The following is a 24,897-nucleotide window of genomic DNA, read 5'->3' on the forward strand; positions in this document are numbered from 1 at the left end:
GCAGAGGGCGCGGTCAGGCGCTCTCCGGGCGGGCCAGGCCGCCGGCGCGCCCGCCGCGCCTGCTCGGACTGCGCTCGCCGGCCTCGCCTGCCTCGCCGCGGGCCCGCGCCCGGTGCCGCCACCAGGCGTACGCCAGCAGGGCGCACACGATGCCGTTGAGCATGCCCACGGCCACGTCGGTGACGTGGTGCATCCCGCGGTACAGCCGGGCGTAGGTCACGAGCAGCGGCAGCAGCAGGCAGATCGCGACCGTCAGCCGGCGCAGCCAGGCCCGCTCGATCCGCGTCGCGAGCAGCGCGAAGGACAGGTAGAGCGCCGTCGAGGCACCGACGTGGCCGCTCGGGTAGCTCGACGTCGGCGGCGCCGGGTCGAGGTGGCCGACCTTGGGCCGCGGACGCCCGATGACGAGGGTGGCGAGGACGAAGATGGTGGCCTGCAACGAGATCGCGATGACGGGGACCAGGCTGAACAGCAGGTCCTTGGTGCGCCACAGCAGGATCAGCGAGACCAGGATGCACACCGCGATGACGTACTCGGTGTTGCCGACGTGGGACCACAGCATGGTGATCGTGTTCCACGTGGGGGTGCGGTCCGAGGCGAGGGTCCTGTTGACCGACTCCTCGCTCTTCGACAGGCCGGTCAGGGGGCCGGTGATGAGCAGGCCGAAGCCGACGATCGCCCCCCAGACGACTACGCCGGGTGCGACGGCCCGGAGGGCGAGGTCGGTGAGGTCCTGCCGATGAATCCGAGCCATGAGGAGAAGGTAGTGCCCACACCGAGAATCCACCCGGCGACCACGTCGGAGGCGAAGTGGACGCCGAGGAAGATCCGGTCGAGGCCGACCGCGAGGGCCACGACGACGGCCACCGTGGTGAGCACCCGACGGCCCACCGTCGACAGGACGGGCCACAGCAGGAACACCATCGCCGTGGCGACGATCGCGACGTTGGCGGCGTGCCCGGACGGGAAGGAGTAGCCCGGGGCGTGCGAGATGGGGTCGTCCACGACAGGGCGGGCGCGCTGCACGATGAGCTTGGCGTCGAGGGCGAGGTTCCAGCCGACCATCATGGTCACGAAGGCCCACAGCGCCCGGTTGCGCAGCCCCTTGGCCAGCCACGCCCACAGGCACACCAGCGTGGCGCCGATGTAGAGCACCCACGGCTGGCTCACGGCCTGCAGGACGATGAGCGCGTTGCCGGCGCCGACGGCCCGGGTCGCGTCGGTCGCCCGGTCGGCGATCGCGTTGTCCAGGTGGACGAGCGGGTCGAACTTCTGCCGCACGGCATACCCGATGAGCACGAACGGCACCGCGAACGCGACCATCGCGAGCGCACCCCGGCCCAGCCGCACCACCCTCGAGCGTGCGGGGGACGTGGCGGCGGTGGCGGTCGCGGCCGGCATCAGTCGACGGTCCCGACCCGGACGACCAGTGCGTGCGGGACGACCTCCGCGGAGATGGCCCGGGCCTTGCCGATGGTGTCGCCGTCGACCTGCGCCTCCTGGGGGCGGTCCGCCCGGACCCGGATCTCGCGGCAGGTGTGGTGGTCGACCCGCTCGTGGCCCTTGCGGCGCTTGGACAGGACGCGTCCGGCCACCGCCGCCCAGCCGACGAAGCCCTTGGGCGAGAGGATCACGACGTCGAGCTGGCCGTCGTCGACCTCGGCGTCGGGGAGCAGGACGAGGCCGCCGAGCAGCTTGCCGACGTTGCCGATGACGACGGTGCGGGTGCGGCGGCTGAACTCCTCGTTGTCGTCGACCTTCACCCGGACCTTGAACTGCGGGCCGCGCAGGTTCCGGGTGCCCGAGACCATGTATGCCGCGGGGCCGACCTTCGCCTTCAGCTTCTCCGGGGCGTCGGCCATGATCGCCGCGTCGAACCCGAAGCCGGCCATGACGAGGAAGACGTGGGTCTCGGGCCGCTGGTCCTCGCCGCTGCTGTCGACGGTCAGCCGGCCGACGTCGATCCGCTTGTTCTGGCCGGTGAGGGCCACGCGGAGCGCGTCGTCGAGGTCGTCGAACGGGAGGTCGAGGTTGCGGGCGAGCAGGTTGCCCGTGCCGCCGGGCAGCAGGCCGAGGGGGGTGTCGCTGCCGACCATCGCCTCGGCGACGGCGCGCACGGTGCCGTCGCCGCCGAGGGGGCAGATGAGGTCGAAGCCGTCGCGCAGGGCCTGCTCGGCCTGGCCCTTGCCGGTGTCCTTGGCCGTCGTCTCGATGAAGGCCGGCTCGGACCAGCCGTGGTTCACGACCTGTCGGGTGACGTGCTCCTTGACCGACTCGAGGTCCTCGAACTTGGTGGGGTTGACGATGATCGCCACCCTGCGGCGTGGAGCCTCGGTCACGGTGCCCTCCGGTCGGAAGTCGTTGCGGTGCGGACGGCGACCCCAGCGGCGCGCCCGGTGGGCGCCGCGGCGTCGACTGGACCGATCGCTCGACCAGGCGGCGATGCCGAGGGCGGCGAGCAGCACGACGAGGACCGCGCCGACGACCACCCACCCGGCATGTTCTTGGAGCACGGGCAGACGCTACCCCAGGGTAGGTGGGGGTGCTGGCCGTACGGTGGCGCCATGGACGCCCCCCACGACCGCCCCCGGGACGCCGTGCCCGATGTGTCCGACAGCGTGCCCGCGGACAGCGTGCCCGCGGACACCAAGGACTGGACCTGGGTGCTCGAGCAGAGGTGCCCCGAGTGCGGGTTCGAGGCGGCGGCGGTCACCGGCCCCCAGGTGGCCGAGCAGGTGCTGGCCCTGACGGCCCCCTGGCGCGCGGTGCTCGAGCGGGACGACGGGCGCGAGCGACCCGCGCCCGGTGTGTGGTCGCCGCTGGAGTACGCCTGCCACGTCCGGGACGCGTGCCGGGTCTTCGAGGGGCGGGTGCGGCAGATGCTCGCCGAGGACGGGGCGCAGTTCGCGAACTGGGACCAGGACGAGGCGGCGGTGTCCGGCCGCTACCGCGAGCAGGACCCGGCCGTCGTCGCCGAGGAGCTGGTCGAGGCCGCGGTCACCACCTGCCGGGCCTTCGAGGATGTCGACGGCGAGGACTGGCAGCGGCGCGGCCTGCGCGGCAACGGCTCGGAGTTCACCGTGCTCACGCTGGGCCAGTACCTGCTGCACGACCTCGCCCACCACCTCGTCGACGTGGGCGTCGTGCCCGGCGCGAGAGACCGCTGACGCCGCTCAGGCCTTCTGCGGGTGGCCGGTGAGGGCGGCCGCGCCGCCCATGACCAGGAAGATCGAGCCCGACACGTACTTCTGCCGCTCGACCGCCCTGGGGTGGCGACCGAGCCACTGGCCGAGGCTGCCGGCGCTGAGGGCGTAGACGCTGTCGAAGAGCGCCCCGATCACGACGAAGATCGCCCCGAGCACGAGTACCTGCGACCACACCGGCCCGGACTCACGGTGCAGGAACTGGGGGAAGAAGGCCACGAAGAACACCGCGGTCTTGGGGTTGGTGATGCCGACGAGGAAGGCGTCGCCGAACGCCCGGCGCGGGTTGGTCACGGGGACCCGGTCGAGGGCGAAGTGCCCGTGGCTGCGGAACTCGCGGACCGCAAGCCAGAGCAGGTATGCCGCGCCGGCGTACTTCACGATCGAGAAGGCGACCACCGAGGCGCTGATCACGGCGGACAGGCCGAACGCCGTCGCGACCACCATGAGGGCCGTCGCGGTCTCGATCCCGGCCATCGACGCCAGCGCCAGGCGGCGGCTGCCCTGGCCGATCCCGCGCGAGATGAGGAACAGCATCGCGGGCCCCGGCAGCAGGATCAGCGCGGTGGCGGCGAGGGCGAACGTGCCCAGGGTGGCGGCGGACGGCATACCCGACAGGATCGGACCGGGGGCGGCACCGGGGCAACGGGGAATCACGTGGCGGACGCCGCATCTCGTACCGGACACCGCGGACCCCCTCGCTAGGCTGACCCGGTGATCGACATCAAGCTCCTGCGCGAGGACCCCGACCGGGTCCGCGCGAGCCAGCGCGCCCGTGGCGAGGACGAAGGGGTGGTCGACGCGGTGCTGTCCGCGGACGACCGGCGCCGGGCGAGCCTCACCGAGTTCGAGCGGCTGCGCGCCGAGCAGAAGTCGATGGGCAAGCAGGTCGCGCAGGCGCAGGGCGAGGAGAAGCACGCGCTGCTCACCAAGACCAAGCACCTCGCCGCGCAGGTGAAGTCGCTACAGGCCGACGCCGACGCCGCCGAGGAGGAGCTCGGCACGCTCATCCGGCAGATCGGCAACGTCGTCGAGCCGGGCGTCCCGGTCGGCGGCGAGGACGACTACGAGGTGCTCGAGACGGTCGGCGAGGTGCCGAGCTTCGACTTCGAGCCCCGCGACCACCTCGAGCTCGGCGAGATGCTGGGCGCGGTCGACATGGAGCGCGGCGCCAAGGTGTCGGGCTCGCGGTTCTACTTCCTCACCGGCGTCGGCGCGCGGCTCGAGCTGGCGCTGCTGAACATGGGCATCGCGCAGGCGGTCGAGCACGGGTTCACGCCCGTCATTACCCCGACGCTGGTCAAGACCGACGTCATGGCCGGCGCCGGCTTCATCGACAAGCACTCCGAGGAGGTCTACCGGCTCGCCGACGACGACCTCTGGCTCACCGGCACCTCGGAGGTCGCGCTCGCCGGCTTCCACGCCGACGAGATCCTCGACCTCTCCGCCGGTCCGAAGCGGTATGCCGGGTGGTCGGCCTGCTACCGCCGCGAGGCCGGGTCGTACGGCAAGGACACCCGCGGCATCATCCGCGTGCACCAGTTCCACAAGGTCGAGATGTTCACCTACTGCCGGGTCGAGGACGCCGCCGCCGAGCACCAGCGGCTGCTCGGCTGGGAGAAGGAGATGCTCGCCAAGATCGAGGTCCCGTACCGCGTCATCGACACCGCGGCCGGGGACCTCGGCGGACCGGCGGCGCGCAAGTTCGACTGCGAGGCGTGGGTGCCGACGCAGGGCCGGTACCGCGAGCTGACGTCGACCTCGAACTGCACGACCTACCAGGCGCGCCGGCTGAACACCCGCGAGCGCGACCCGAACGGCCAGGGCACCCGGGCCGTCGCCACGCTCAACGGCACGCTGGCCACGACCCGGTGGATGGTGGCGATCCTCGAGAACCACCAGCAGGCCGACGGCTCGGTCGTCGTCCCCGAGGCGCTGCGTCCCTTCCTCGGCCTCGAGGTCCTCCGCCCCGCCTGACCGGATGCCCCTGGCCGGACGTCCCTGACCGGGTGCCCCCGACCGGCCTGCCTGGTGGGGGGCGTCCGGGCGGCCCACGCGCGACCCTTCGCTGCGAAACGGCAGTTGCTGACGTGAAACGGGACTTCTGAACTGCCGTTTCGTGCCAGCAACTGCCGTGTTGCCCGTTTCGGCGACCGGGTTAGGTTGGACGGGTGACCGAACGACAGCTGCCCAAGTGGTCCGAGCTCAAGCCGCTGCTGCGCCCCAAGCCGCTGCAGCTCGACCCCAAGCGCCGCCGGCTCGACTCCGCCCTCACGATCGCGGACCTGCGGACGGTGGCGCGCCGACGCACCCCGCGCTCGGTGTTCGACTACACGGACGGGGCGGCCGAGGGAGAGATCAGCCTGCGCCGTGCGCGGGGGACCTTCGCGGGCCTGGAGTTCCGGCCGGCGATCCTGCAGGACGTCTCGGCCATCGACACGACGACCGAGTTCCTCGGCAGGCCCTCCGCGCTGCCGTTCTCGTTCGCGCCCACGGGCTTCACCCGGATGATGCAGCACGAGGGCGAGCGTGCCGTGGCGCGCGTCGCCCAGCGGGCCGGCATCCCGTACACGCTCTCCACCATGGGCACGACCTCGATCGAGGGCGTGGCGGCCGCGGCCCCCGCAGCGCGCAAGTGGTTCCAGCTGTATGTCTGGCGTGACCGCAGCGCGGGCGAGGACCTCATGCGCCGCGCCAAGGAGGCCGGGTTCGAGGCCCTCGTCCTGACCGTCGACGTCCCGGTGGCCGGCGCGCGGCTGCGCGACGCCCGCAACGGTTTCTCCATCCCGCCGGCCCTGACCGCGCGCACCGTCGCCGACGCCGCCATGCACCCGGCGTGGTGGCTCAACCTGCTCACGACCGAGCCGCTGACGTTCGCCAGCCTGAGCTCGTGGAGCGGCACCATCGCCGAGCTGCTCGACGCGCTGTTCGACCCGACGATGACGCTGGCCGACCTGGAGTGGGTGCGCTCGCAGTGGGACGGCCCCCTGGTCATCAAGGGGATCCAGACCGTCGATGACGCACGCACGGTCTTCGACGCCGGCGTCGACGCGATCGTGCTGTCCAACCACGGCGGCCGCCAGCTCGACCGTGCGCCGGTGCCGCTGCGTCTGCTGCCGGAGGTGCGCGAGGCGCTCGGCCCGGACAAGGAGGTCATGCTCGACACCGGCGTGATGTCCGGAGCCGACGTCGTGGCCGCGGTGGCGCTCGGCGCGAGCAGCGTGATGGTGGGCCGCGCCTACCTCTACGGGCTCATGGCCGGTGGCGAGGCCGGCGTCCAGCGGGCGGTCGACATCCTGACCCAGGAGGTCCGGCGCACGATGGCGCTGCTCGGCGTCGCGACGGTCGCGGACCTGCACCCGGGCCACGTCCGGCTCCCGTAGGTTTGGGGGCGTGAAGCCCCACCTCGTCGCGCTCGACGTCGACGGCACCACCATCGACCACGCCGGCGTCATGTCGCCGGACGTGCGCGCCGCCGTCCGCGACGTCGTGGCCGCCGGCCACCACGTCATCGTCTCCACCGGCCGCTCCATCGTGGCGACCACCCCCATTCTCGACGAGCTGGGGATCACGACCGGGTATGCCGTGTGCTCCAACGGCGCGGTGACGATCGAGCTCGATCCGTCCGAGGACAAGGGGTTCCACGTCCTCGAGGCCGTCACGTTCGACCCCGCGCCCGCGCTCAACCTGTTGCGGGTCGAGTGGCCGGACGCCGTCGTCGCCGTCGAGGAGCTGGGCGTCGGCTTCAAGCTGAGCGCGCCGTTCCCGGACGGCGAGCTGCAGGGTGAGCTGCGCGTCGTGCCGTGGGAGGAGCTCGTCGCCGACCCGGTGACCCGCGTGACCTTCCGGGCTCCCGAGGGCACCGCGGAGGACTTCCTCGCCCTCACCGAGCGGATCGGCCTCCACGGCGTCAACTACGCGGTCGGCTTCTCGGCCTGGCTCGACCTCAACCCCGAGGGCGTCTCCAAGGGCTCGGCCCTGGAGATCCTGCGCCGCCGCCTCGACGTCGAGCCCCGCTACACGGTCGCGGTCGGCGACCAGCGCAACGACCTCGAGATGCTGCACTGGGCCGCGCGCGGGGTCGCCATGGGCAACGCCCCCGACGAGGTGAAGGTCGTCGCCGACGAGGTCACCGGGCACGTCGACGAGGACGGGCTCCTCCCCGTGCTGCGCTCGCTGCTCGACGCCTGAGGCTCCGACCCCCAGCGACCGGCACCGTCACCCTGGCGGTGGGGCGGAACCCCGGACGGCCGCCGGCGGTTGCACGGCCGGCAGGCCGGACGCTCCCCCTCGCGGCGGACCCGGCCGCGATCGCGTCCGCCCCCGGGGGGAAGGCCTGCGGCGGCGTCGTCAATAGGCTGGAGCAGTGACCCTCGTGCCGCCCCCGACCTCGGCTCGGAGGTCCCTCGCGCAGTTCTTCGCGGTGGAGGACCCTTGGGAGCGCCGAGGGACGGTGTCCCGCCAGGACTGGGTCGTCGGGGCGGTCGCGGTGCTGCTCACCACGGTGCTCCTCGAGCTCAGTCGCAGCGCGGGAGGGCTGGACCACGTCACGGCGCCGCCATGGGTGCAGGACCTCGTGGCGGCCGCCGGCGCGGCCCTGCTCGTCGGCCGGCGTCGCTGGCCGCTGGTCGTGACCGTCCTGGCGGCGGCGCACATGTTCGTGCTCGGCGTGACGATGCCCCAGGTGATGGGCCAGTTCGCGATGCAGGTCGTCTACTTCACCGCGATCTTCTCCGGCGTCGCCTGGGCCCGCCACCGCCGCGACATGTCCCTCGTCGTGGGTGGCGTCATCGTCTTCATGTTCCTGTGGCTGGCCTGGCAGTTCGCGCTGGGCAGCGGGCTCGACAACATCCGTGCCGACCTGGGCCCCGACGCGCGGACACGCGGGCTCGTCCCGCCGGTCACCGCCTACGTCGCCATCACCGCCATGGTCAACATCCTGTACTTCGGCGGCGCCGTGGTCGGGGGGCAGCTGGCGTGGCGGGCCGCGCGGCAGCAGGCGGGGCTCGCCGACCAGGCGTCGACGATCAGCCGCCAGGCGACCGACCTCCGGCGCCAGGCCGTGCTGGCCGAGCGGCTGCGGATCGCTCGTGAGCTGCACGACGTGGTGGCGCACCACATCTCGGTGATCGGCATCCAGGCGGCCGCGAGCCGGCGGGTGCTGCGCACCGACGTCGACGCGGCCGCGGGCGCCCTCGCCTCGGTCGAGACGTCGTCGCGCGAGGCCGTCGACCAGATGCGCCAGCTCGTGGGTGCGCTGCGCGACCCCGCCGACTCCGCCGGTCCCGGGGAGCTGACGCCCCGGTCGCCCGAGCCGGGCCTGTGCGACGTGTCGGCGCTCGTCGACGCCGCCAACGCGCCGGGCCTCGTCGCGACGTACGACCTCGTCGAGAGCCGGCCCGGAGCCGCCGGCGAGGTCCCTGCGACGCTGGGGCTGGCGCTGTACCGGATCATCCAGGAGGCCCTGACCAACGTGCGGCGGCACTCCACCGCGCGGTCCGTGACCGTCGTGGTCCGCGTGGACCCGGGCGCCCCCCACCCGTATGCCGAGGTGGAGGTCGTCGACGACGGGCGCCCCCGCCCGGGCACGTCCGGGACGGGGCTCGGCCTGCTCGGGGTCCGTGAGAGGGCCGCCGCGCGCCGGGGCGTGGTCGACGTCGGCCCCCGCGTGGGCGGAGGCTTCCGGGTGCGCGTTCGTTTCCCGCTGGGCGAGGAGGGCGTCGGATGATCCGGGTGCTCCTCGTCGACGACCAGCAGCTGGTCCGGTCCGGGTTCCGGATGATCCTGTCGGTCGAGGCCGACCTCGAGGTCGTGGGCGAGGCCTCCGACGGTGCGGCTGCGGTCGCGGCGGCCAGCGAGCTGCGCCCCGACGTCGTCTTGATGGACGTGCAGATGCCGGGCACCGACGGCATCGAGGCCACCCGGCAGGTCGTCGCCGCGGGCCTTGGGCGGGTCGTCATCCTCACGACGTTCGACCAGGACGACTACCTCTTCGACGCCCTCGAGGCGGGCGCGAGCGGGTTCCTGCTCAAGAACGCCGACCCCGACTCCCTCGTCGACGCGGTGCGCACCGTCGCGCAGGGCAACGCTTTGCTGGCACCCGAGGTGACGCGGCGGGTGATCGAGCGCCTGGCCACACGCGACGAGGGCCCGGTGGGGCGCGGTGCGCGGATGCCCGGTCCGGGTGTCGACCTGCTCACCGTCCGTGAGCTGGAGGTGCTGCGCCTGGTGGCCGAGGGCCTCAGCAACGCCGAGGTGGCCGACCGGCTCGTCCTGGGCGAGGCGACGGTGAAGACGCACGTGTCCAACGTCCTTGCCAAGCTGCAGCTGCGCGACCGGGTCCAGGCGGTCGTGTGGGCCCACCGCGCCGGGGTGGTCCCCGGCGCCGGCTGAGCGGGGGCGGACGGGCCCGGCGACCGGGGCACACGGAGGCCGACCGAGACTCCGCCTCACGGGGGGCAGGTGGCTCCCCGCCGGGGGTGGAGTTCCGACTCGCGAGGGATCCGTCCGGCTGCCCCGGCCGCCTAGCGTGGCGGGCATGCTGGAGACGAGAGGGTTGACCAGACGGTTCGGCGAGACGACGGCGGTGGACTCGGTGGGCTTCACCGTCCCCGAGGGCGGTCTCACCGGGTTCGTCGGGGGCAACGGTGCGGGGAAGACGACAACGATGCGGCTCGTGATGGGCGTCCTGGCCGCGCACGGCGGTGACGTGCTCTGGCGCGGCGAGCCGGTCACGGCGGCTGTGCGGCGACGCTTCGGCTACATGCCCGAGGAGCGCGGGCTCTACCCCAAGCAGCCAATCCTCGACCAGCTCGTCCACCTGGCCGTCCTGCGCGGCATGGAGGCCGGCGCAGCGCGGGCTGCTGTGCACGAGCACCTCGAGCGCTTCGGGCTCGCGGATCGGGCTCGGGACCGCGTCGAGAAGCTGTCCCTCGGCAACCAGCAGCGCGTCCAGATCATCGCCGCGCTCGTCCCGGCTCCGGTGGCGCTCGTCCTCGACGAGCCGTTCTCCGGCCTGGACCCGAGCGCGGTCGAGTCGATGGCGGCGCTGCTGCGCGAGCACGCGCGGCGGGGTGTCCCGGTGCTGTTCTCCTCGCACCAGCTCGACCTCGTCGACCGGCTCTGCGACCGGTTGGTCATCATGGCCCACGGGCGCGTCGTGGCCCAGGGGACCGCAGAGGAGCTGCGCGCCGGCGGCCCCGTGCGCTACCGCGTCGTCACGGCCGGCGACGTCGGCTGGGTCCGGGACCTCCCGGGGATCCACGTCGCGGACGTCGCCGGGCACCAGGCCCTCGTGGAGGTGCTCCAGCCCGGGGCGGAGCAGGAGGTCCTCGCGCAGGCGCTGCGCCGAGGGCCGGTCGAGGAGTTCCGCCGGGTCGTGCCGCGGCTCAGCGAGATCTACCAGGAGGCGACGGCGTGAGCGGCACGACGCAGCACCAGGTGCGGGCCGGCGCAGTTCCCGGGCGTGGAGGGGACGCCCGGGGACCGCTGCCGGGGGAGGGCGGCACCGGCGGTGGGGAGGACGTGTCGGACGCCCGGACCCGAAGGGCGTGGGTGCAGGTGGCGCGGCGCGAGGTCGTCGTCAAGCTAGGCGACCGCACCTTCTTGGTCGGCACCTTCCTGACGGTGGCCCTCATCGCGGTGGCCCTCGGGATCCAGGGCTACCTGCAGAACCGGACCAGCGACTACGAGGTCGTCGCGACCGGCCCCGCCGCCACCGCCATGACGCAGAGCGTGGCACAGGGGGCCGGTGACGTGGACCGCAAGGTCGTCGTGCGCGAGCGCACCGTGCCGGATGCAGCCGCCGCCCGTGCTGCGGTCGAGGCCGGGGACGCCGACGCCTGGCTCCGGCAGGAGGGGGACGCGTGGACCCTCGTCACCAAGGACCGGGCCGCCGCGCCACTCTCGGGCGTCGTGACCGAAGTCGTCCGGGACGAGGTCCTCGCCGCCAACGCCCGAGCCGCCGGGACCACGGTCGACGTCCTCGACCGCGGGACCGCCGTGGCCCTGCGGCAGCTCGACGGCGACGCGGAGCGGTCGGGTCTGGTGGCCGCCCTCGGGTTCGTGTTCGCCATCCTCTTCTACCTCGCGTCCCTGATGTTCGGGATGACGCTGGCGGGCAGCGTGGTCGAGGAGAAGCAGTCCCGCATCGTCGAGATGATCGCCGCCGCGATCCCCCTTCGGCAGCTGCTCGCCGGCAAGATCGTGGGCAACACGGTCCTGGCGTTCGGCCAGCTCGCGGTCTTCGTCGGCGTCGGCCTGGTGGGGATGTCGTTCACGGACTACGGCAGGTACGTGCCCTCGCTGTCCGGCTCGGTGGGGTGGTTCCTGGGATTCTTCGTCGTGGGGTTCGTGGCGCTGTCCTGCCTCTGGGCCGTGGCCGGGGCGCTGGCGAGCCGGACGGAGGACATCCAGTCGACCTCGACGCCCATCACGAGCCTCATGGTGCTCATGTACTTCGGCGCCCTCTTCCTCGACGGCACGCCGCGGGCCATCGGCTCGTTCGTGCCGCCGGTGTCGGCGATCCTCATGCCGATGCGCGTCCTCGATGGCGAGGCCGCCTGGTGGGAGCCCCTCGTCGCCCTGATGCTGCTCGTCGGGCTCGCCGCCGCGCTCATCCTGGTCGGCGAGCGCATCTACCGGCGGGCGCTGCTCCAGACGGGGGGCAAGCTCTCGGTGCGCCAGGCCTGGCGCACCGAGGTCTGAGCGGCTGGTCGGGGTGCGGCCGGGCCCGGTCCGGTCGGGCCCGGTGCCGGTCGGTCGTCGGGCCGGTCCGTGGCTCAGCCGTGTCACGGCCCTCGGTAGCGTGGGGTCATGCGCCACGTGGTGACCGACGACGACACGGCCAGCGCCCTCGGCAGCGGGGAGGTCGAGGTGCTCGCGACACCACGGCTCCTCGCCTGGCTCGAGGCCGCCACCGTGGAGGCCGCGGTCCCGCACCTCCCGCCGGGCCACACCAGCGTGGGCAGGTCGGTCGAGCTGGCCCACCGCAGGCCCACCGCCGTGGGCGCGGCGGTCGAGGTCGTGGCCGACGAGCCGGTGGTCGAGGGCCACAGCCTGGTGTTCGACGTCCGGGCCGTGGACGAGGAGGGCACGGCGGTCGCCGACGGCCGGATCACCCGGGTCGTCGTCGACCGCGCGCGCTTCGACGCCTGACACACCCGCGCCTGACATACCGGCGCTCGACACACCGGCACCTGACACACCCGCGCCTGACATACCGGCGCTCGACACACCGGCACCTGACACACTGGGGCCCGCCATGGCTGACCTGCACCTCACCTCGCCCGCCAACCCGCGCCTGAAGTCCCTTGCCGCGCTGCGCCGACGCCGCGGACGTGAGGAGTCGGGCCGCACCCTCGTCGAGGGGTACGAGGAGCTGACCCTCGCCCTCGATGCCGGGGTCCGGCCCGAGGCCCTTTACTACTGCCCCGAGCTGATGCTCGACCCGCCGACCCAGACCCGCGTCGTCGACGAGGTCCGTGCCCGAGGGGTCGACACGGTCCAGGTGTCGCGCGCCGCCTTCGAGAAGGTGGCCTACCGCGAAGGCCCCGACGGGTTCCTCGCGGTCGTCCCGGCGGTGACCCGGCGCTGCGTCGACCTGGTCCTCGGCGCCCGGCCGCTCGTCGTCCTCTGCCAGGGGGTGGAGAAGCCGGGCAACCTCGGTGCCATGCTCCGCACTGCCGATGCCGCCGGGGCTGACGCGGTGGTCGCCGCCGACCCCGTGACCGACTGGGGCAACCCCAACCTCGTGCGCGCCTCGAAGGGCACCGTGTTCAGCGTCCCTGTGGCGAGCGACAGCACCGCCGAGACGCTGGCCTGGTTGGACCGCAACGGGATCGCGCTCGTCGCGACGACGCCGGACACCGACCTCCTGCACACCGACGTCGACTACACCGGCCCCGTCGCGCTGGCCGTGGGGGCGGAGAAGCTCGGGCTGACCGACGAGGTCCTCGAGCACGCGGCATACCGGGTGCGCATCCCCATGGCGGGCAAGGCGAACTCGCTCAACGTGGCCACATCGGCGGCGATCGTCATCTACGAGGCGGTGCGCCAGCGCGGTCTGGCGGGTGCCTCGTCACACTGAGCACACCCGTGTCAGGAGCACTCCCGCGGGTGTGCCACGATGTCGGGTATGCGAGTTGACCATGTGTCGTATGCAGCGGAGCACGACGGTCTGCAGGCGACCGCGGAACGCCTGTCGAAGCTGATCGGCGTGGACCCGGTCGACGGGGGCATCCACCCCCGGTTCGGGACTCGCAACGTGATCCTCCCGTTGGCGCACGAGCGCTACGTCGAGGTCGTCGAGGTGCTCGACCACCCGGCCTCCGACAAGGCGCCCTTCGGCCAGGCGGTCCGCGCCCGGTCCGAGAACGGTGGCGGCTGGCTCGGCTGGGTCGTCGCCGTCGACGACATCACGCCCGTGGAGCAGCGCATCGGCCGTCAGTCGGTCGAGGGCAACCGGCACCGTCCCGACGGCGTGGAGCTGCGCTGGCGCCAGCTCGGCGTCAAGGGCCTCATCTCCGACCCGCAGCTGCCGTTCTTCGTGCAGTGGGAGGACGCGAGCCTGCACCCGTCCGTGGGCGCGCACACCGATGTCACCATCGAGGGCCTGCAGATCGCCGGTGACCCCGCCCGCGTGCGGGAGTGGCTGGACCTGCCCCCGGAGGGCACCTCGACCGTCATCGACTTCACCTTCGTCGCACCGCACGGCACGCCGGGCCTGCTCGCCGTCACCTTCGACACCCCGACGGGACACGTCACCGTCTGACGTCGCACCAACTCCGGCTTCACCTCGACGCCCCGCCCGGTCCTGACCGGCGCGGGCGTCGTCGTCCCGGGATCAGCGCCTCTCGGGCTCGCCGTCGTCAGACCGGGGCGGGCTGGGGTGCGGGTAGGGGTGGCGGTAGGGGTGTGGGCGGGGGTGGGGGGAGGTCGCGGTCGGGGCCGAGCTCGATGTCGGCCCAGCGGGCGGGTTCGCCGGTGGGTGGTCGGTATGCCGTGGGACCCAGCGGGGTGCGGCGGCTCGGCGGAGGTGGTGGTGGGGTAGGCGGTGGCCGGTCGCTGGCTGCGGCACCGGTGTCCGGTGGGCGCGGCCCGGATCGTGGTCCGGCGAGGTGAAGGCCGTACCGGTTGGTGACGGTAAGCCCGTCGGGCCGGCTGGGGTCACCGGTGACGGTGATCTCGCCGCGGGTGGCGGCGTCGTGGTGGAACGAGCACAGGGACACCTGGTTGGCCAGGTCGGTGGTGCCGCCGTCGGCCCAGGCGGTGAGGTGGTGGACCTCCAGGAACCGGGTGGCGGTACAGCCGGGGAACCGGCAGCCGCGGTCACGGTCGGTGACCAGGCGGCGGGCGCGGTCGGGCAGGATCCGCAGGGCCCGCCCGACCGAGACCGGGTGCCCGCCGGTCTCCCACACCGGTTGGATCAGCCCGTTGGTCAGGAGCCGGTCGACCAGCACCGACGGGATGGCGCCCCGGGCGTTGACCCAGGCACCGTCGGTCGACAGGTGCACGTACACCCGGTACCGGTCCGCCCGGGAGGACCCCGCCCCGCCGTCCTCACCCGCACCGTCCCCATCACCGTCGCCGGCGCTGTCGGTGCCGGCGGCGGCCAGCGACCGGTGGGCCAGCAGCTCGAGCGCGTCGGCGTGCGTGGGTGACGGCCCACCCGTCGTCGTCGCGCTCGGGTCGGGGTCGGTGGTGGCGCGGGTGCGCAGGAACAGGGCGTCCTTGGCCTCACGGACCGCCTGCTCGACCAGCGCCCCGACCGTGGCGGGGGCGGAGTACCGCAGCTGGAACCGCCCGTCGGCGTCGTACCCCATCGACAGCTCCGGGCGGGCACACGCCCGCCGCTGCGCCCCACTCACCGGTGCCTGCCCTGGTTCCCTCGGCGGCTGCCGGTCATCCGCGGCGTCGCCAGGGGCCTGGGCTTCGGGCGGGTCGCCGGGGGTGACGGCGAACGCGTGCCGGGACACCGCCCGCCGCAGCTGCGGCACCGTCAGGTGCCGGGCCAGCTGCCCGGCCGAACGCTGGTAGGACGCCGGCACGTGGTGCGCCACGACCGCGGCCTGGTCCAACGACAGCTCCCCCGCGGCCACCGCACCCGCCACCACCGGCAGCTCGGGCCGCCGCCGGGCGACCGCGGCCACGTCCCGCGCGTGCGCCGGGGACAACCCCGCCCGCACCACCAGGTAGTGCTCCACCGACCGGAACCCGCCATCACCCCAGTGCCGCCCCTCCAGCAGCTGCGCCGCGATCTCGACCAGCTCGGCGTGCGCCGCGTTCAACGCCCCCGCCACGGCAGCGGTGCGGTCCCACAGGACCCGCTGGGTCCTGTCCCGCTCCTGCGCCACCTCGCTCACCGGCATACCCCACATCGTACACCTGTTCGAACCGCATGGCCAGGGTTATCCACACCGAATCCGGTTGCTGCTCAACGAGATTCGGTGTCGGCGGTCACGCCGGCGGGTTCGCGAGGAACTCCTTCGCCAGCCGCTTCGGGGCCCGCGACAGCCATCCGTCGGTGATGACCTCGCGGAGCTCGTCGACCGTGACCCCACCGATGTCGCGCTCGCGCAGCAGCACCGCGTCGTACCCGTCGAAGTGCGGAGTCGTGAACCACGGTCCGTCGGACTGCACCAGTGCGTCCTTCGCCCCGGCGTCGGGCACCCGGAAGCCCACCACGTCGGCCATGCGTTCACCGGTGTCGGCGTCGACCGCGTCCTTCCGCGGTTCGCGGAAGAAGACGAAGGTTCGCCCACCCACCTGGTACGCGGGTCGGCCGCCGCGGGCCACCGACTCCTCGACCTGCGGCAGGCCGAGGGCGATCTCGGCGATGTCGGCCACGGTTGCCTTGCGCGAGCGTGCCATGCACTCGACCGTAGGCCCGACACCCGTCCGGCGGAACCCATGCGCAAGAACCCTTCGCACGGCACTCCTCGGACACGTCGGCTCGCCCTACGACGAACGCGCGACCCCGCCAGCCCCTCCCGCCCCTAGCGTGGTGGGGTCGGCCACCCGCCCGACCGGCCCCCGACCCCCGCCGCAGGAGGTGCCGTGGACGCGACACCCGCACCACCCGTCCCGGTGCCCGTCCGCGCCCAGGTCCTCGCCACCGAGCACTGGTCGCTGCTGGCCACCCGCAGCATGACGTGGTCGGAGGTGATGAGCCGGATCACCATCCACCTCACCGTCACCTCGGCCTCGCTCGTCGTCCTGGCCCTCGTCGCGCAGGCGACCGGCTTCGGCACCGGCTTCCGCGTCATGGCCATCGGGCTCGCCGCCTACTCGCTCGTCCTGGGCACCCTCACCGCCGCCCGCGTCCACAACGCCAGCCAGGACGACGCCGCCATGGTGCTCGGCATGAACCGGCTCCGCGCCGCCTACCTCGAGCTCGACCCCGGCATCGCCCCCTACCTCGTCGCCGGCACGACCAACGACGTCGAGGGACTGATGCAGTCCTACCTGATGGGTGCCCGCCGCTCGATGCTCAGCCACGTCGCCGCGAGCACGTCGATGTTCATGAATGCCGTCAACGCGATGGTCGCAGGGACCCTCGGCGCCCTCGTCGCGTATGCCGCGGGCGCGGGTGCCGCCGTCACCGTGGCCGCCGGGGTCCTCGCCGGCGCGGCGCACCTCGCGGCGATGCTCGAGTGGGGCCGGCGCACGTTCCGGGTGGCAGGGCCACCGGGGGCCGACACCCGCGCGGAGTGAGGGTCGGTCGTCGAGGCCTGCGGCGTTCGGTCGCTCAGCCCCTCAGGTCCTCAGCCCTCAGCCCGTCAGCCCCCCGACCGCTGCCCGCCCTGCGCCGACCCCTCGTCGGACACGAGGCCACGGATCGACGGCAGCTGGGCCAACCCGTTGACGACCACCGAGAAGACGAGCAGGGTGACCGCCCACCCGTGGTGCCCGGACACCCACAGGCCCAGCGAGGCCAGTCCGAACACGAGCACCTTCACCACCGGTCGCACGACCGGCCCACCCCAGCGGGCCTTCGGTGACGCGAACGCCCACCAGACGGCGACCACCACGACGGGCGCGAGGACCGCCAGCGCCCAGCCACCGGCATACGAGCCCCAGACGCCGGCGGCCACGGCCGCGAGCACCTCGTCGAGGAACACGAGCGCCAGCACGCCCCACCCGAACGCGACCACCACCGGCCCCTCTCCGCGCGACCGCTCAGTCCACGTGGAGCAGGTCGACCAGCTGAGGCGCCGCGCCGACGTACGTCTGCGGCGTCATCGCCGACAGCCGCGCGGCCACGTCGTCGGGCAGCCCGAGCCCAGCCACGAACGCGCGCAGGTCGTCGCCGGTGATGCGCCGCCCGCGGGTGAGCTCCTTGAGCCGCTCGTAGGGGTTCTCCATGCCCGGAACCCCTTGCGCCCCAAGGGCTCGCATCGCCGACTGCACCGGCTCGCCGAGCACCTCCCAGTTGGCGTCGAGGTCGGCGGCCATCGCGGCCGGCACGGCGTCGAGGCCGGCCAGCCCGCGCAGCACGTTGTCGAGCGCGAGCAGCGAGTGCCCGAACGCCGTCCCGATGTTGCGCTGCATCGAGGAGTCGGTGAGGTCGCGCTGGAGCCGCGACTGCACCAGCGTCGAGCCGAGGACGTCGAACAGCGCGTTGCTGACCTCGAGGTTGGCCTCGGCGTTCTCGAACCGTATCGGGTTCACCTTGTGCGGCATCGTCGAGGACCCGACGGTGCCCTGGCCGCGGACCTGGGCGAAGTAGCCGAGCGAGATGTAGGTCCAGACGTCGGTGCACAGGTTGTGCAGGATGCGGTTGAACCGGGCGACGTCGGCGTAGAGCTCGGCCTGCCAGTCGTGGCTCTCGATCTGGGTGGTCAACGGGTTCCAGTGCAGCCCGAGGGACTCCACGAACTCGCGGCTCAGCGCGGGCCAGTCGGCCCCCGGCACGGCGGCCAGGTGCGCCCCGAAGGTGCCGGTGGCCCCGTTGAGCTTCCCGAGGTACTCGGCGCCGCGGATCCGGCGCAGCTGCCGGCCGAGCCGGTGCGCCAGGACGGCCAGCTCCTTGCCCATCGTGGTGGGCGTCGCCGGCTGGCCGTGCGTGTGGGCCAGCAGCGGCACGTCACGCAGGTCCGACGCCATCGTCGCGACGGCCTCGACGAGCTCGGTCGCACGCGGCAGCCAGACCTGCTCGACCGCGCCCTTGACCATGAGGGCGTAGGAGAGATTGTTGACGTCCTCGCTGGTGCAGCAGAAGTGGATCAGCTCGGCCAGCCCGCGGTCCTCGGGGGCCGGCGCGATGGCGGTGAGCCGGCCCTTGAGGAAGTACTCGACCGCCTTGACGTCGTGCTGGGTCTCGCGCTCGATCTCGGCCATCTCCGCGATCTCTGCCGCCCCGAAGTCCTCGACGACCTTGCGCAGCGCGGCCTTCTCGTCGTCGGTGAGCGCCCGCACGCCGGGCACGACGCGGTGGTCGGTCAGGAAGACGAGCCACTCGACCTCCACCCGCACCCGCTCGCGGTTCAGCGCCGGCTCCGACAGGTGGTCGACGAGCGGCGCCACCGCGCCGCGGTAGCGGCCGTCGAGGGCGCCGAGGGCGATGGGCGGGGTCGCGTCAGCAAGCGAGGCCATGGCCCACAGTGTCCCAGAGCGCCGGAGCCCGTATGCCGCGAGGCTCCGTCCGTGGACGGTCCCGGTCGGCCGACGGGCTGGGCGTGCCGCGCCCGCGCTCCCGGCATACGGTCGGGACCATGCGCTACACGACCCTCGGGAACTCAGGAAGCGTCGTCTCCACCCAGTGCCTCGGCACCATGACCTTCGGGGCGGAGGCGGACGAGCAGACGTCCGGCGACATCCTCGCCGCGTTCTTCGAGTCCGGTGGGACGTTCCTCGACACGGCCGACGTCTACAGCTCGGGCACGTCCGAGGAGATCGTCGGCCGGTGGCTCAGGGAGCACCCCACGGAGGCCGGGCAGGCCGTCGTCGCGACCAAGGGGCGCTTCCCCATGGGCGACGGGCCGAACGACGTGGGGCTGTCCCGGCGCCACCTGCGCCGGGCGCTCGACGACTCGTTGCGCCGGCTCGGCGTCGAGCACATCGACCTGTACCAGATGCACGCGTGGGACGCGGTGACGCCGCTGGAGGAGACGCTGCGCTTCCTCGACGACGCCGTCGCCGCCGGGAAGATCGGCTACTACGGGTTCTCGAACTACCTCGGCTGGCAGGTCACCAAGGCCGTGCACGTCGCCCGGGCCCAGGGGTGGGCGCCGCCGGTGACGCTGCAGCCGCAGTACAACCTGCTGGTCCGCGACATCGAGCACGAGGTCGTCCCGGCGTGCCTCGACGCCGGCATCGGCCTGCTGCCGTGGTCGCCGCTCGCCGGCGGCTGGCTGACCGGCAAGTACCAGCGGGACGAGCAGCCCACGGGCGCCACGCGACTGGGGGAGGACCCGGAGCGCGGCATGGAGGCGTGGGGTCCGAGGAGCCGCGAGGAGCGCACCTGGGCCGTGGTCGACACCGTGCGCGAGGTCGCCGAGGCCGTCGGCGCGACGCCGGCGCAGGTCGCGCTCGCGTGGGTCGGCGCCCAGCCGGCCGTCACCTCGGTGATCCTCGGTGCGCGCTCGGTCGAGCAGCTGCGGGACAACCTCGTCGCGGCCGACCTCGACGTGCCCGCCGAGCACCTCGACCGCCTGACCGAGGTCAGCGCGCCGCAGGCCGACGACTACCCCTACGGCACGGCCGGTGTCGCCCAGCGCGACCGCAAGCTCACCGGGGGCCGTTGAGCGCCGTCACTGGAACCCGTACCGGTCCAGCGCCGGGACCAGCTCGTCCTCCTCGAAGGAGAGGTGCTCGAGCAGGGTCTGCGAGAGCCGGTCGACGACGCGCCGGAGCTCGGTGGTGCCGGACGCCCCGGACACCAGGCCGACCAGCGCGTCGTCGAGCTGCTCGAGGACGTCGTGGATCACGAGGTGCTCCCGCTCCAGCCGGTCGAGCACGGGAGTGAGGGCGGGGTCGCTGCGCCGCAGGTGCGGGAAGACCGAGCGGTCCTCGAGCCCGTGGTGGCCGGTGACGAACCGGCAGTACTGCTGGCAGTAGGCGCCGAGCGCCCAGTTGTTCTGCCGCATGGTGAGCTCGTTGATCGCGTTCCGGGCACGGTGGGCCTGCTCCTCGCCGGCCACCACCTGCTCGACGATGTCGCGCAGCCGCGCCAGCTCCCCGCGCAGCCCGTCGTGGACCTCAACGAGGTGGGCGCCCGCGCCGGCGTGGGCAGCTGCGTCCCCCGGCGCCGGGGGTGCAGACGTGGCGGAGTGGGTATGCCGGCCGGCCGGGCCACCCGTCGCCGCCGCCCCCTCGGGGATCTCCCGGGCGCTCGCGTCCCGCGATTCGGCGGGGGCGTCGTCCCGCGCCTCCGCGGTCGGCGTCGCAGCCCGTCGTGCGCGCTCGTCCTCGACCAGCTCACGCGTGGCCGGGGCGACCTCGGCTGCGAACCGTTCCACGTCACGCACCGATGACACCGGGAGGATGAAGGTCGACATCCCGTGCTCGAGCGCCAGCTCGGCGAGCTGCTCGGGGCTGACGCCGGGGTCCACGTTGTAGAGCCGCCGCACGGCCGAGGGGTCGCGCCCGGCCCCGCGCGCCGCGTCGTCGATCGTCGTGTTCATCGCCGGCAGCTCGGACGGCCCGGCATACCCCATCGACGGCAGCCAGCCGTCGGCGAGCCGACCGGTGAGCCGCAGCATCCGCGGCTTGTACGCCCCGAGCCAGATCCCGATCGGGTGCGCGGGGGCGGGCCCGGCGTGCAGGCCCTTGACGCGGTAGTGCACGCCGTCCACCGACACCGAGCCCCGGCCGGACCACACGCCCCGGATCACGGCGACGGCCTCCTCGAGCGCGGTCGTGGCCTCGCCGGGGGTGCGGCGGGGGCCGCCGGCGGCCACGATGGCGTCCCAGAACGCGCCGGTGCCCAGGCCCAGCTCGACCCGTCCGCCGGAGAGCAGGTCGAGCGACGCCGCGCTGCGGGCGAGCACGACGGGTGGGCGCAGCGGCAGGTTGGCGACGTTGAGCGCCACGCGCACGGTCGTCGTCCGGGCGGCGACGACCGACAACAGGGTCCAGGCGTCGAGGTGCCGGGCGTTGTACGGGTGGTCCTGCACGGTCACGAGGTCGAGCCCGGTGACGTCGGCGGCCTCGCTCATCGCCAGGACGAGGTCGGCCGCCGTCGCGTCAGGGGTCGGGAAGATGCCGAACTCCAGCTCGTGCCCGTAGTCCGTCACCGTCGTCCTCCCGGTCGGGTCAGCCCTGCGTCGCGGCCGTCCGCTCACCGTAGGCGCTGGGGCGCTCGTAGTCGCCCAGGACCGAGGCGAGGGCCAGGTGCCGGCGCGCGTCCTCGTGGCGGCGCTGGCGCTGCAGGGTCCGCCCGAGCAGCAGGTGGAGGTAACCGTCGGCGGGGCGCTCCTCGACGAGCTCGCGCAGGACCGACTCGGCCCGTCCGAGCTGGGCCGACCCGAAGTAGGCGCGGGCCAGCAGCACGCGCAGCTCGGTGGTGTCGTGCAGGACGTCGGCCTCACGGCTCTCGGCGACCAGGTCGGCGAGGGCGGCGGAGGCCGCGATGTGGTCACCGCGGTCGAACAGGCCACGGGCCCAGGAGAGGCGGAGCTCGAAGGGGGAGGTGCTGGCGGTCATGCCCTCACAACGTAGTTGCGAATTCAACTATTCCGCAGGGCCGTCACGGCGGCGTTCCCGGAGATGCGCCAGTCGCCGCGCAGGATGAGGTCGACGAGTTCCTGGCGCTGCTCCTGGGTCAGGACGCGCTCATCGGTGGTGTGCGGCTCGTGCATGGGACGAGGGTACGAAGTGGCCCGACGCCGACACGAACCAGGACGGGCAGGGACGAGGCAGTCCCGGCCGAAGGGATGAGGACGAGAGCGGCCGAACGACCACGAACCGCCCCGAACGGTCGGAATCCCCTGCCCCTGCTCAGGTCCGGCGGTCAGGGACGTCGCGCGAGCTCGCGCCGGACGTGCTCCACGACCCCGTCGGCGGCCGCGGTCACCTCGGCATACGTCTGGTCGAACGCCGACTCGTCCTCGCCGTACCAGGGGTCGTCCATGTCGAGCGTGCCGGCACGCTCCGACGCGGGGTCGAACGAGCGGAGCATCCGGACCTTGTCGCGCTGGGCGTCGGTCCGGGCGAGCCTGCGCAGCTCGCGGGCATGGCCGGAGTCGGCGGCCAGGACCAGGTCCACCTCGTCGAACCAGGACCGCTCGAACTTCCGGGCCACGTGGTCCGCGCCGCCGAAGTCCTCGTGGCCGTTGCGCGCGAGGACCGCCAGGGTCCGGGGATCGGCCGGGTTCCCGACCTCCCACGAGTGGGTGCCGGCGGAGTCGACGACCACCCGGTCCGCGAGCCCGGCCTCGGTGAACCGCTCCCGCAGGACGAACTCGGCCATCGGGGAGCGGCAGATGTTGCCGGTGCAGACGACGGTCACGCGATAGGGGCGGGAGGTGGTCATGCCCCCATTCAACAGGGCGGCCGGGGCGCCCCCGCGGGCCGCCCGGGTCGGCCTGGTCGGCCTGGTGGCCACCCGCGGGGGCGGTCAGCGCAGCGCGAGCAGCAGCAGGGTGACGGGGGTGGCGAGCACCGCGAGCGCGAACGCGGTCATCGCCACGCGCAGCCACCCGGGCGCCTCCTCCTGGGCCAGCAGATCCATCCGCGCGCGCGTCGCCGACGTGCTCGCGGGGTCGGCGGCCCCCAGTGCGGCGGCCGGGTGGTGCCCGCTCGCGAGCGTGACGAGCGCGCGGGCCAGGGGCACCTCGCCCACGGCCCGGCGGGCGGCGCGGTCGGCCAGCACCTCCACGAGCAGGCGCACCTCGCGCAGCGCCTGCGGCGCGCGCAGCCACTCGGGGGCGGAGCGGTGCAGCACGGTGAAGAACTCCAGCACCAGGTCGTGCCGCGCCCGCAGGTGGGCCTGCTCGTGCGCCAGCACCGCGGCGAGCTCGTCCGGCGGCAGCTGGCGTAGCGCCCCCTCGCTGAGCACCACCCGGCGCCGGAGCCCGGGCAGGCAGTATGCCGTCGGTGTCGGGTGGGCGAGCACCCGCAGCTCCGGCACGTGCGGCCCCGGGACGCCGGACCCCGCGACCCGGGGCGGCTGGGTGCCGAGCAGGTCGACCAGCTGGCGGTGGCGTCGCCGGTCCGCCCGGATGCCGGTCCCGACCGCGTGTCCCGACCAGAGCAGGCGGGCCAGGACCGCCACGCCGACCACCGTGCCGGCCGGCCCCACCCACGCCGGACCGGTCGCCGTGGCCCACGCCGCGGGCACGACCGCAAGGGCCGCGAGCACGGCCGACAGCGAGACCGACTGCCACACGAGCAGCGCCTCGAGCGGCGCCCGCCGGAACCGGACCAGGGGCGCCATGAACCGCGGCGCCGGACCGGCCAGCAGGATCGCCAGCACGGCCAGGCCGACGGCCGGCAGGGCGTCGCTCAGTGGCCCGACCCCTTCCGCCCGGGGGTGCCCCGGCCTGAGTGGCGCGCCTCGACCCGGGCCAGGGCCACCTTGAGGTCCGCGATCTCGTCGGCCGTGGCGTCGTCGAGGAAGTGCAGCAACGCGGTGCGCCGGTCCTCGCCCGCCATGCCTTCGAGCTGCTCGCGCATGGTCGCGGCCGTGAGGGCCTCGCGGCTGCTCGCCGCGGCATACCGGTAGGCCCGCCCGCTGCGCTCCTGGGTGAGCAGGCCCGCGTCGGCGAGCCGCCCCATCACGGTCATGACCGTCGTGTACGCGATGTGGCGCCGGGCGACGAGGGCCTCGTGGACCTCGCGGACCGACACGGAGGGGTGGCCGGCGTCCGCGGCGGACCAGATCGCGTCCATGACGGCGCGCTCGAGGTCCCCGAGCCGGTTGATGGCCTTGTGCGGCATGGCTACCTCATCCTCCGGCGACCGCTGGGACGCGGTCGTCCAGGTCAATGATGCCGTCCGCGCCGGCGAGGCCCTCGGGCCGGTGGCTGACGACGACGACCGTCCGGGCCCCCCGCGCGCGCAGCAGGTCGTCGAGCACGGCGACGGCGGTGGGGTGGTCGAGGTGCGCGACCGGTTCGTCGAGCAGGAGCACCGGGCGCCGCGACAGCAGCGCCCGCGCGATGGACAGCCGGGCCCGCTCGCCGCCGCTGAGCCCGCGACCGCCGGTCCCGAGCCGGGTGTCCAGCCCGTCGGGCAGCCCGGCGCGCCAGGGGCGCAGCCCGGCGGCGTCGAGGGCCGCGACGACGTCGTCGTCGGTGGCGTCGGGACGGGCCAGCCGCAGGTTCTCCCGCAGGGTGGTGGCGAAGACGTGCGGCTCGTCGTCGACCACGGCGAAGAGCCCGCGCACGTCGGGCAGGGGCAGGGCGAGGGCGTCGGCCCCGTCGACGGTGTAGCTGCCGGCCTGCGGGTCGAGCTGGCGGGCGAGGACGGCGAGCACCGTCGACTTGCCGCACCCCGACGGGCCGGTCAGGGCGACCACCGCGCCGGAGGTCAGGTCGAGGTCGACCGGGCCGACCGCACGTCGCTGCCCGTCCCAGGAGGCGGTGACGCCGGCCAGCCGAAGCCGGGGCGGGGGTGCGGACCCGGTGGCGCCGGCGCCGGTCTCGGGGACACGGGCCTCGCGGCCACGGCCCGCGGTCGCGGAGGCCGCGCCGTCCGCGGCGGCTGCGGCACCCCCGACGGCGGCCATGGCCGGGGCGTTGGACGCGGCGAC

The 24,897-nt window shown here is 73.8% G+C and carries 28 protein-coding genes; 13 read left to right on the forward strand and 15 right to left on the reverse strand.

Annotated elements, in window-relative coordinates; all coding sequences use genetic code 11:
- Positions 1 to 13 precede the first annotated feature (13 nt).
- The 3 genes from ACYVDO_RS09180 to ACYVDO_RS09190 are packed head-to-tail and all read right to left on the reverse strand — an operon-like array spanning position 14 to position 2,513.
- Positions 14 to 754 carry a phosphatase PAP2 family protein gene (locus ACYVDO_RS09180; RefSeq protein WP_460934980.1) on the reverse strand — a complete coding sequence of 247 codons (741 nt, stop codon included), beginning with the start codon at positions 752 to 754 and terminating at the stop codon, positions 14 to 16.
- Positions 691 to 1,401, reverse strand: a complete 711-nt coding sequence (locus ACYVDO_RS09185) for a phosphatase PAP2 family protein (protein WP_460934982.1) — start codon at positions 1,399 to 1,401, stop codon at positions 691 to 693. The genes ACYVDO_RS09180 and ACYVDO_RS09185 overlap by 64 nt, the downstream gene beginning before the upstream one ends.
- Positions 1,401 to 2,513, reverse strand: a complete 1,113-nt coding sequence (locus ACYVDO_RS09190; protein ID WP_460934984.1) for a diacylglycerol/lipid kinase family protein — start codon at positions 2,511 to 2,513, stop codon at positions 1,401 to 1,403. Before ACYVDO_RS09190 ends, ACYVDO_RS09185 begins: the two co-directional genes overlap by 1 nt.
- A 51-nt stretch (positions 2,514 to 2,564) precedes the next feature.
- On the opposite strand from ACYVDO_RS09190, the gene ACYVDO_RS09195 reads away from it, so the two are divergent.
- Positions 2,565 to 3,167, forward strand: a complete 603-nt coding sequence (locus tag ACYVDO_RS09195) for a DinB family protein (RefSeq protein WP_460934986.1) — start codon at positions 2,565 to 2,567, stop codon at positions 3,165 to 3,167.
- Positions 3,168 to 3,173: 6 nt separating this feature from the next.
- Here the strand turns inward: ACYVDO_RS09195 and ACYVDO_RS09200 are convergent, their stop codons facing one another.
- Positions 3,174 to 3,812: a LysE family translocator gene (locus ACYVDO_RS09200; RefSeq protein ID WP_460934988.1), complete on the reverse strand. Its 639-nt coding sequence runs from the start codon at positions 3,810 to 3,812 to the stop codon at positions 3,174 to 3,176.
- A gap of 105 nt (positions 3,813 to 3,917) precedes the next feature.
- Here ACYVDO_RS09200 and serS point away from each other — a divergent pair, with 105 nt between their 5' ends.
- The 10 genes from serS (at position 3,918) to ACYVDO_RS09250 (ending at position 13,974) form a co-directional block, all read left to right on the forward strand.
- Positions 3,918 to 5,180 carry a serine--tRNA ligase gene (gene serS, locus ACYVDO_RS09205; RefSeq protein ID WP_460934991.1) on the forward strand — a complete coding sequence of 421 codons (1,263 nt, stop codon included), beginning with the start codon at positions 3,918 to 3,920 and terminating at the stop codon, positions 5,178 to 5,180.
- 194 nt (positions 5,181 to 5,374) lie between these two features.
- Positions 5,375 to 6,586: an alpha-hydroxy acid oxidase gene (locus ACYVDO_RS09210; protein WP_460934993.1), complete on the forward strand. Its 1,212-nt coding sequence runs from the start codon at positions 5,375 to 5,377 to the stop codon at positions 6,584 to 6,586.
- 10 nt (positions 6,587 to 6,596) lie between these two features.
- The gene (locus ACYVDO_RS09215; protein WP_460934995.1) at positions 6,597 to 7,394 is read left to right on the forward strand and encodes an HAD family hydrolase; all 798 of its coding nucleotides are present in this window, start codon (positions 6,597 to 6,599) and stop codon (positions 7,392 to 7,394) included.
- Between the two features lie 175 nt (positions 7,395 to 7,569).
- Complete coding sequence (locus ACYVDO_RS09220; protein ID WP_460934997.1) at positions 7,570 to 8,931, forward strand: sensor histidine kinase; 1,362 nt, start codon at positions 7,570 to 7,572, stop codon at positions 8,929 to 8,931.
- Positions 8,928 to 9,596, forward strand: a complete 669-nt coding sequence (locus ACYVDO_RS09225) for a response regulator (RefSeq protein WP_460934999.1) — start codon at positions 8,928 to 8,930, stop codon at positions 9,594 to 9,596. Before ACYVDO_RS09220 ends, ACYVDO_RS09225 begins: the two co-directional genes overlap by 4 nt.
- A 145-nt stretch (positions 9,597 to 9,741) precedes the next feature.
- Positions 9,742 to 10,623: an ABC transporter ATP-binding protein gene (locus ACYVDO_RS09230; RefSeq protein WP_460935001.1), complete on the forward strand. Its 882-nt coding sequence runs from the start codon at positions 9,742 to 9,744 to the stop codon at positions 10,621 to 10,623.
- Entirely contained in the window at positions 10,620 to 11,909 is a 1,290-nt protein-coding gene (locus ACYVDO_RS09235) for an ABC transporter permease (protein WP_460935003.1), read from the forward strand. Before ACYVDO_RS09230 ends, ACYVDO_RS09235 begins: the two co-directional genes overlap by 4 nt.
- Before the next feature lie 108 nt (positions 11,910 to 12,017).
- A complete protein-coding gene (locus tag ACYVDO_RS09240) occupies positions 12,018 to 12,359 on the forward strand; it encodes a thioesterase family protein (protein WP_460935005.1) in 342 nt (113 codons plus the stop codon).
- 106 nt (positions 12,360 to 12,465) lie between these two features.
- Entirely contained in the window at positions 12,466 to 13,290 is an 825-nt protein-coding gene (locus ACYVDO_RS09245) for a TrmH family RNA methyltransferase (protein ID WP_460935007.1), read from the forward strand.
- Between the two features lie 48 nt (positions 13,291 to 13,338).
- Complete coding sequence (locus ACYVDO_RS09250) at positions 13,339 to 13,974, forward strand: VOC family protein (RefSeq protein ID WP_460935010.1); 636 nt, start codon at positions 13,339 to 13,341, stop codon at positions 13,972 to 13,974.
- A 97-nt stretch (positions 13,975 to 14,071) separates the two neighbouring features.
- On the opposite strand, the gene ACYVDO_RS09255 is transcribed toward ACYVDO_RS09250, so the two are convergent.
- Together ACYVDO_RS09255 and ACYVDO_RS09260 are read right to left on the reverse strand one after the other, a co-directional pair.
- The gene (locus tag ACYVDO_RS09255; RefSeq protein ID WP_460935012.1) at positions 14,072 to 15,571 is read right to left on the reverse strand and encodes an HNH endonuclease signature motif containing protein; all 1,500 of its coding nucleotides are present in this window, start codon (positions 15,569 to 15,571) and stop codon (positions 14,072 to 14,074) included.
- 88 nt (positions 15,572 to 15,659) lie between these two features.
- Entirely contained in the window at positions 15,660 to 16,073 is a 414-nt protein-coding gene (locus ACYVDO_RS09260; protein WP_460935014.1) for an MmcQ/YjbR family DNA-binding protein, read from the reverse strand.
- A gap of 186 nt (positions 16,074 to 16,259) precedes the next feature.
- Between ACYVDO_RS09260 and ACYVDO_RS09265 the strand changes: the two genes are divergently transcribed.
- The gene (locus ACYVDO_RS09265) at positions 16,260 to 16,916 is read left to right on the forward strand and encodes a hypothetical protein (RefSeq protein WP_460935016.1); all 657 of its coding nucleotides are present in this window, start codon (positions 16,260 to 16,262) and stop codon (positions 16,914 to 16,916) included.
- Between the two features lie 65 nt (positions 16,917 to 16,981).
- Here ACYVDO_RS09265 and ACYVDO_RS09270 read toward each other — a convergent pair whose 3' ends face one another.
- Together ACYVDO_RS09270 and purB are read right to left on the reverse strand one after the other, a co-directional pair.
- Positions 16,982 to 17,356, reverse strand: a complete 375-nt coding sequence (locus tag ACYVDO_RS09270) for a DUF2568 domain-containing protein (protein WP_460935018.1) — start codon at positions 17,354 to 17,356, stop codon at positions 16,982 to 16,984.
- A 25-nt stretch (positions 17,357 to 17,381) separates the two neighbouring features.
- Entirely contained in the window at positions 17,382 to 18,797 is a 1,416-nt protein-coding gene (gene purB, locus ACYVDO_RS09275; protein WP_460935020.1) for an adenylosuccinate lyase, read from the reverse strand.
- Positions 18,798 to 18,916: 119 nt separating this feature from the next.
- Here purB and ACYVDO_RS09280 point away from each other — a divergent pair, with 119 nt between their 5' ends.
- A complete protein-coding gene (locus ACYVDO_RS09280; RefSeq protein WP_460935022.1) occupies positions 18,917 to 19,948 on the forward strand; it encodes an aldo/keto reductase in 1,032 nt (343 codons plus the stop codon).
- A gap of 6 nt (positions 19,949 to 19,954) precedes the next feature.
- Here ACYVDO_RS09280 and ACYVDO_RS09285 read toward each other — a convergent pair whose 3' ends face one another.
- The 7 genes from ACYVDO_RS09285 to ACYVDO_RS09315 form a co-directional block, all read right to left on the reverse strand.
- A complete protein-coding gene (locus ACYVDO_RS09285) occupies positions 19,955 to 21,439 on the reverse strand; it encodes an LLM class flavin-dependent oxidoreductase (RefSeq protein ID WP_460935024.1) in 1,485 nt (494 codons plus the stop codon).
- 19 nt (positions 21,440 to 21,458) lie between these two features.
- The gene (locus ACYVDO_RS09290; RefSeq protein ID WP_460935026.1) at positions 21,459 to 21,848 is read right to left on the reverse strand and encodes a tetratricopeptide repeat protein; all 390 of its coding nucleotides are present in this window, start codon (positions 21,846 to 21,848) and stop codon (positions 21,459 to 21,461) included.
- A 23-nt stretch (positions 21,849 to 21,871) separates the two neighbouring features.
- Complete coding sequence (locus tag ACYVDO_RS09295; RefSeq protein WP_460935028.1) at positions 21,872 to 22,003, reverse strand: hypothetical protein; 132 nt, start codon at positions 22,001 to 22,003, stop codon at positions 21,872 to 21,874.
- Between the two features lie 152 nt (positions 22,004 to 22,155).
- Positions 22,156 to 22,677, reverse strand: coding sequence for a low molecular weight protein-tyrosine-phosphatase (locus ACYVDO_RS09300; protein ID WP_460935030.1), 522 nt, complete (start codon positions 22,675 to 22,677; stop codon positions 22,156 to 22,158).
- Between the two features lie 84 nt (positions 22,678 to 22,761).
- Entirely contained in the window at positions 22,762 to 23,619 is an 858-nt protein-coding gene (locus ACYVDO_RS09305) for a M56 family metallopeptidase (protein WP_460935032.1), read from the reverse strand.
- Positions 23,620 to 23,648: 29 nt separating this feature from the next.
- Positions 23,649 to 24,083, reverse strand: coding sequence for a BlaI/MecI/CopY family transcriptional regulator (locus ACYVDO_RS09310; RefSeq protein ID WP_460935034.1), 435 nt, complete (start codon positions 24,081 to 24,083; stop codon positions 23,649 to 23,651).
- 7 nt (positions 24,084 to 24,090) lie between these two features.
- On the reverse strand, positions 24,091 to 24,897 hold an 807-nt coding region (locus ACYVDO_RS09315; protein WP_460935036.1), incomplete at its 5' end, for an ATP-binding cassette domain-containing protein.

It is taken from the genome of Phycicoccus ginsengisoli, from assembly GCF_054779295.1.

What these genes read in the sequence shown, in the direction of transcription:
- ACYVDO_RS09250 (WP_460935010.1), top strand. Translation starts at nt 13,339, where the DNA reads ATGCGAGTTGACCATGTGTCGTATGCAGCGGAGCACGACGGTCTGCAG.
- ACYVDO_RS09280 (WP_460935022.1), top strand. Translation starts at nt 18,917, where the DNA reads ATGCGCTACACGACCCTCGGGAACTCAGGAAGCGTCGTCTCCACCCAG.
- ACYVDO_RS09200 (WP_460934988.1), bottom strand. Translation starts at nt 3,812, where the DNA reads ATGCCGTCCGCCGCCACCCTGGGCACGTTCGCCCTCGCCGCCACCGCG.
- ACYVDO_RS09295 (WP_460935028.1), bottom strand. Translation starts at nt 22,003, where the DNA reads ATGCACGAGCCGCACACCACCGATGAGCGCGTCCTGACCCAGGAGCAG.
- ACYVDO_RS09180 (WP_460934980.1), bottom strand. Translation starts at nt 754, where the DNA reads ATGGCTCGGATTCATCGGCAGGACCTCACCGACCTCGCCCTCCGGGCC.
- purB (WP_460935020.1), bottom strand. Translation starts at nt 18,797, where the DNA reads ATGGCCTCGCTTGCTGACGCGACCCCGCCCATCGCCCTCGGCGCCCTC.
- ACYVDO_RS09310 (WP_460935034.1), bottom strand. Translation starts at nt 24,083, where the DNA reads ATGCCGCACAAGGCCATCAACCGGCTCGGGGACCTCGAGCGCGCCGTC.
- ACYVDO_RS09260 (WP_460935014.1), bottom strand. Translation starts at nt 16,073, where the DNA reads ATGGCACGCTCGCGCAAGGCAACCGTGGCCGACATCGCCGAGATCGCC.
- ACYVDO_RS09255 (WP_460935012.1), bottom strand. Translation starts at nt 15,571, where the DNA reads ATGCCGGTGAGCGAGGTGGCGCAGGAGCGGGACAGGACCCAGCGGGTC.
- ACYVDO_RS09245 (WP_460935007.1), top strand. Translation starts at nt 12,466, where the DNA reads ATGGCTGACCTGCACCTCACCTCGCCCGCCAACCCGCGCCTGAAGTCC.
- ACYVDO_RS09240 (WP_460935005.1), top strand. Translation starts at nt 12,018, where the DNA reads ATGCGCCACGTGGTGACCGACGACGACACGGCCAGCGCCCTCGGCAGC.
- ACYVDO_RS09185 (WP_460934982.1), bottom strand. Translation starts at nt 1,401, where the DNA reads ATGCCGGCCGCGACCGCCACCGCCGCCACGTCCCCCGCACGCTCGAGG.
- ACYVDO_RS09225 (WP_460934999.1), top strand. Translation starts at nt 8,928, where the DNA reads ATGATCCGGGTGCTCCTCGTCGACGACCAGCAGCTGGTCCGGTCCGGG.
- ACYVDO_RS09290 (WP_460935026.1), bottom strand. Translation starts at nt 21,848, where the DNA reads ATGACCGCCAGCACCTCCCCCTTCGAGCTCCGCCTCTCCTGGGCCCGT.
- ACYVDO_RS09300 (WP_460935030.1), bottom strand. Translation starts at nt 22,677, where the DNA reads ATGACCACCTCCCGCCCCTATCGCGTGACCGTCGTCTGCACCGGCAAC.
- ACYVDO_RS09195 (WP_460934986.1), top strand. Translation starts at nt 2,565, where the DNA reads ATGGACGCCCCCCACGACCGCCCCCGGGACGCCGTGCCCGATGTGTCC.
- ACYVDO_RS09230 (WP_460935001.1), top strand. Translation starts at nt 9,742, where the DNA reads ATGCTGGAGACGAGAGGGTTGACCAGACGGTTCGGCGAGACGACGGCG.